At 76.9% G+C, this 4,987-nt stretch carries 5 protein-coding genes; 3 read left to right on the top strand and 2 right to left on the bottom strand.

Going from position 1 to position 4,987, the window contains the following annotated elements:
- Nucleotides 1–1,208, top strand: a 1,208-nt coding sequence (gene radA / locus ATM99_RS01620) for a DNA repair protein RadA (RefSeq protein ID WP_062101211.1), incomplete at its 5' end; no start/stop codon positions are given.
- 67 nt (nt 1,209–1,275) lie between these two features.
- Complete coding sequence (gene disA, locus ATM99_RS01615) at nt 1,276–2,352, top strand: DNA integrity scanning diadenylate cyclase DisA (RefSeq protein WP_062101210.1); 1,077 nt, start codon at nt 1,276–1,278, stop codon at nt 2,350–2,352.
- Between the two features lie 141 nt (nt 2,353–2,493).
- Here the strand turns inward: disA and ATM99_RS01610 are convergent, their stop codons facing one another.
- Complete coding sequence (locus ATM99_RS01610; protein ID WP_062101209.1) at nt 2,494–3,147, bottom strand: hypothetical protein; 654 nt, start codon at nt 3,145–3,147, stop codon at nt 2,494–2,496.
- A 204-nt stretch (nt 3,148–3,351) separates the two neighbouring features.
- On the opposite strand from ATM99_RS01610, the gene ATM99_RS01605 reads away from it, so the two are divergent.
- On the top strand, nt 3,352–4,290 hold the full coding sequence (locus ATM99_RS01605; protein ID WP_304438263.1) for an A/G-specific adenine glycosylase: 939 nt from the start codon (nt 3,352–3,354) through the stop codon (nt 4,288–4,290).
- Between the two features lie 3 nt (nt 4,291–4,293).
- On the opposite strand, the gene ATM99_RS01600 is transcribed toward ATM99_RS01605, so the two are convergent.
- A complete protein-coding gene (locus ATM99_RS01600; RefSeq protein WP_062101208.1) occupies nt 4,294–4,806 on the bottom strand; it encodes an amino-acid N-acetyltransferase in 513 nt (170 codons plus the stop codon).
- Between the last annotated feature and the right edge of the window lie 181 nt (nt 4,807–4,987).

The following is a 4,987-nucleotide window of genomic DNA, read 5'->3' as shown; positions in this document are numbered from 1 at the left end:
TCCACGAGATCGACGTCGAGTCCGCGGCCGCCCGCCCGACGGGCGTCGAGGAGCTCGACCGCGTGCTCGGCGGCGGGCTCGTGCCGGGCGCGGTCGTGCTGCTCGCGGGCGAGCCGGGCGTGGGCAAGTCGACCCTGCTGCTGGACGTCGCCGCGCGCGCCGCGCGCACCGGCCGGCGCGTCCTGTACGTGACGGGCGAGGAGTCCGCCGCCCAGGTCCGGCTGCGCGCCGGGCGCATCCACGCCCTCGACCCGTCGCTGCTGCTCGCGGCCGAGACCGACCTCGGCACGGTGCTCGGCCACGTCGAGACGGTCGACCCCGACCTCCTCGTGCTCGACTCCGTCCAGACCGTGTCGAGCGCGCAGGTCGACGGCGCCCCCGGCGGCGTCTCGCAGGTCCGCGAGGTCACCGCCGCGCTCATCACCGCCGCCAAGTCGCGCGGCATGCCCGTCGTGCTCGTCGGGCACGTCACCAAGGACGGGTCCGTCGCCGGGCCGCGCACGCTCGAGCACCTCGTCGACGTCGTGTGCCAGTTCGAGGGCGAGCGGCACTCGCGCCTGCGCCTGCTGCGCGCGACCAAGAACCGCTACGGCCCGACCGACGAGGTCGGCTGCTTCGACCTGTCGGAGCACGGCATCGTCGGCCTCGCCGACCCGTCCGGGCTCTTCACGTCCCGCCTGGTCAGCGACGTGCCCGGCACGTGCCTGACGGTCACGCTCGAGGGCCGCCGGCCCCTGGCGGCCGAGGTGCAGGCCCTCGTCGCGCCGAGCGTCGTGCCGAACCCGCGGCGCACGACGAGCGGCGTCGACGGCAGCCGGCTCGCGATGGTCCTCGCGGTCCTGCAGCGACGCCTCGACGCGCGGCTCGCCGACCAGGACGTCTACGTCTCGACCGTCGGCGGCGCCCGCGTCGTCGAGCCCGCGGCCGACCTCGCGCTGGCCCTCGCGGCCGTCAGCGGGCGCGAGAACGTCCCCGTGCACGCGGGGCTCGTCGCGGTGGGCGAGGTCGGCCTGGCCGGCGAGATCCGCCCCGTGCCGGGCGTCGGCCGCCGCCTCGCCGAGGCCGCCCGGCTCGGCTGCTCGCGCGCCGTCGTGCCGGCCGGCACGCTCGCGGAGGTCGCCGTGCCGGACGGGCTGCGCGTCGTCGAGGCGCCCGACCTCGCGGCCGCGGTGCTCGCGGGCCTGGCGCCCGGCGACGACACCAGGTGAGACGCCAGGTGGGACGCCACGCGAGAAGGGAGCGGCCGATCCGTCGCGCCACCGATACGATTCACGCGTGCCGCACCCGCACCACCAGGACGACCTGCTGAGGTCCACGCTCGCCGCGGTCGCGCCCGGCTCCGAGCTGCGCGACGGTCTCGAGCGGATCCTGCGCGGCCGCACGGGGGCGCTGATCGTGCTCGGCATGGACGAGACGGTCGACTCGATCTGCTCCGGCGGGTTCGTGCTCGACGTCGAGTTCTCCGCGACGCGCCTGCGGGAGCTGGCCAAGATGGACGGCGCCGTGGTCATCGACCCCGTGCGCGACCGGATCGTCCGCGCCGCCGTGCAGCTGCTGCCCGACTCCTCGATCCCCACCACGGAGTCCGGCACGCGGCACCGCACCGCCGAGCGCGTCGCCCGCCAGACCGGGCTACCGGTGATCTCGGTGTCCGCGTCGATGCGGATCATCCAGCTCTACGTGGGCGACCAGCGCCACGTGCTCGAGGACTCCCCCACGATCCTGTCGCGCGCCAACCAGGCGCTCGCGACGCTCGAGCGCTACAAGGCCCGCCTCGACGAGGTCAGCGGCACGCTGTCGGCGCTCGAGATCGAGGACCTCGTCACGGTCCGCGACGTCTCGGCGGTCGTGCAGCGGCTCGAGATGGTGCGCCGCATCTCCGACGAGATCGCCGGGTACGTCGTCGAGCTCGGCAGCGACGGCCGGCTGCTGACGCTGCAGCTCGACGAGCTGGTCGGCGGCGTCGGCACCGAGCGCGAGCTCGTGATCCGGGACTACGTCGACACCACGCGGCGCGCGGTCGAGACCGTGCCCGACGCGCTCGCCGAGCTCGACTCGACCCAGCTGCTCGACATCGCGCACATCGCCCGGGTGCTCGGCCTGCCCGGAGGCGGCGAGGAGCTCGACGCCGCGGCCGGCCCACGGGGCTACCGCCTGCTGTCGAAGGTGCCGCGCCTGCCCCGACCCGTCGTCGACCGGCTCGTCGACCACTTCGGCGGCCTGCAGAAGCTGCTCGCCGCCACCATCGAGGACCTCATGGCCGTCGACGGCGTCGGCGAGCAGCGGGCACGCTCGGTGCGCGAAGGCCTGTCGCGGCTCGCGGAGTCGAGCATCCTAGAGCGCTACGTCTGACCCGGGCCACGTCGAACCCGGGCTACGTCTGACCCGGGCCACGTCTGCCCGGCTCCGTCCGAACCGCGCTCCGGCCGACCCGCGCCCGCCGACCCGCGCCCGGTCGAACCCGCGGTGTCCGACCCGCGACGACACCCGCCGTCAGCCGAGGCCGAACACCGCGGCCGGTGACGTCACCCCCGCGAGCCCGACCGTGACCGAGTAGGTCCCCGCGCCCGGCGCCGGCAGACCGCCCGGGCAGCCCGCCGCCGAGCGCACGCGCGTCCACGTGAGCTGCGAGACGTCCGACTCGCCGCCCGGCAGCAGCAGCGTCCGCGTCGCCGCGCCCTCGCCGGCGCAGTCGAGGCTCGACCACACGCGGTCGTCGCCCGAGGTGATGACGACCTCCTGGTGCGCGTCGCCCGCGTCGACCAGGCACGGCGCCGTGCCGGCGTTCGTCACGGTGACCTCGAACGTCGGGTCGACGCCCGCACCGAACTCCTCGCCCCCGGGTGCGATCGTGAGCGCGACCGCCGCCGGGTCGCACGTCGTGACGCCGCCCGGGGCCGTGGGCTCCGGCTCGGGCGTCGGGGTCGCGGCGGGCGGCGTGGGCTCGGCCTGCGGCTCGGCACCCGCACCGTCGCCACGGTTCAGCAGCCAGACCACGAGCAGCACGACGACGAGCAGCGGAAGCCCGAGCACCACGAGGCGCCGGATCCAGAACACGTGCGGCGGCGGGCGGCGGGGCCCGCGCGGCGGGTGCGCCGCGCGGGGTGCGCCCGTCCCGGCCGGCCGCCGGTGCTCGCGGTCGTCCATCGTGTCCTCCCGGGTGGCCGTCCCGCGGGGCCCGCGGCTGCGCGGACCACGGTACGAGGCCGCCGCGGTGCGCGCCGCCCGCCACGCGCGCCGCGCACGAAGCCGCCGCCGCGCTCACGGACGGGCGTCCACATCGTGGACCCCGGTGGGGCGGCACGGCCGGCGGCGAGTTGGTCGGCGGCGCACCACCCGGCACCATGAGGCGTGCCCGTCGCCGACCCCGCCGTCCCCGCCGCCGAGGTCCGGACCGACGTGCGCCGTGACGTCGTCGCGTGGTTCGACGAGCACGCGCGCGACCTGCCGTGGCGCGCGACGGACCGGACGCCGTGGGGTGTGCTCGTCAGCGAGGTCATGCTGCAGCAGACCCCGGTGGTACGCGTCGAGCCCGCGTGGCGCGCCTGGACGACGCGCTGGCCGACCCCGGCGGACCTCGCCGCCGCGGCGACGTCGGACGTGCTGCGCGCGTGGGACCGGCTGGGCTACCCCCGGCGCGCGTTGCGGCTGCAGGAGTGCGCCCGCGCCGTGGTCGAACGCCACGGCGGCGCGCTCCCCGACGACGAGGCGGCGCTGCTCGCGCTGCCGGGCGTCGGCGCGTACACGGCGGCGGCGGTGCGGGCGTTCGCGTTCGGGCGACGGTCGGTCGTGCTCGACACCAACGTGCGCCGCGTGCTGGCGCGGGTCGCCGCCGGCCAGGCGCTGCCGGCGCCGTCGCAGACCGTGGCCGAGACCCGCGCGGCGGCCGCGTGGGTGCCCGAGGACGACGCCGCGGCGGCGCGGTGGGCGGCGGCCTCGATGGAGCTCGGCGCGCTGGTCTGCACGGCACGGGCTCCGCGGTGCGACGCGTGCCCCGTCGCCGACCGCTGCCGCTGGCTCGCCGCCGGGCGTCCCGCGGACGCGCACGCGCACCGGCGTCGGACGCAGGCGTGGACGGGCACCGACCGGCAGGCCCGCGGCCGCGTGATGGCGCTGCTGCGCGAGGCGATCGCCCCCGTGCCGCACGACGCGGTCGCGGCGGTGTGGCCGGACGCCGCGCAGCTCGCGCGGTGCCTCGACGGTCTGGTCGCGGACGGCCTGGTCGCGCGGGACGTCGCCCCGGGCGACGACCCGGACCCGGCGGCGACGACCTACCGCCTCCCCGGCTGAGCGTCAGAGCTCGAGAAGCATCCGGGTGTTGCCGAGCGTGTTGGGCTTGACCCGGGCGAGGTCGAGGAACTCCGCGACGCCGTCGTCGTGCGACCGCAGCAGCTCGGCGTAGACGTCGGGCGACACGGGGGTCCCGTCGATCTCGACGAACCCGTGGCGGCGGAAGAACTCGACCTCGAACGTCAGGCAGAACACGCGCCGCAGCCCGAGCCGGCGCGCACGCTCGACGAGCCCGTCAACGAGCGCGTGGCCGACGGCCCGCCCGCGGTACTCGGGTGCGACCGCGAGCGTGCGGATCTCGGCGAGGTCCTCCCACATGACGTGCAGCGCACCGCAGCCGACCACGTCGCCGCCGTCGGCGGGGCGCGCGACGAGGAACTCCTGCACGGCCTCGTAGTAGCCGACCCACTCCTTGGCCAGCAGGATGCGCTCGTGCGCGTAGGGCTCGACGAGCCGGTGGATCGCGCGGACGTCGGCGGGCAGGGCCGGCACGACGTCGACCTCGGCTGTGCTCACGCCCCCCAACCTACGCACGGACGTGCATGAGCCGGGCCGCCCCGCACGGTCCCGACCCCGTCCGTCCCACGGGTCGAACGCGGCGTTCGGCCGGTCTGCAGGCCCCGGCACCGGACGAACCCCGCGTTCACCGGTGCGGTGAGACCAGCGGGCGGGACCGGGGGGGGGGGGGCGGGGGGGG

The organism is Cellulomonas sp. B6, assembly GCF_001462455.1.
In the GTDB taxonomy this organism is placed as follows: Bacteria; Actinomycetota; Actinomycetes; order Actinomycetales; family Cellulomonadaceae; genus Cellulomonas.
Note: the sequence above shows the minus strand (reverse complement) of the source record. Positions and strands in the feature narration are given on the sequence as shown.

What these genes read in the sequence shown, in the direction of transcription:
- ATM99_RS01610 (WP_062101209.1), bottom strand. Translation starts at nt 3,147, where the DNA reads ATGGACGACCGCGAGCACCGGCGGCCGGCCGGGACGGGCGCACCCCGC.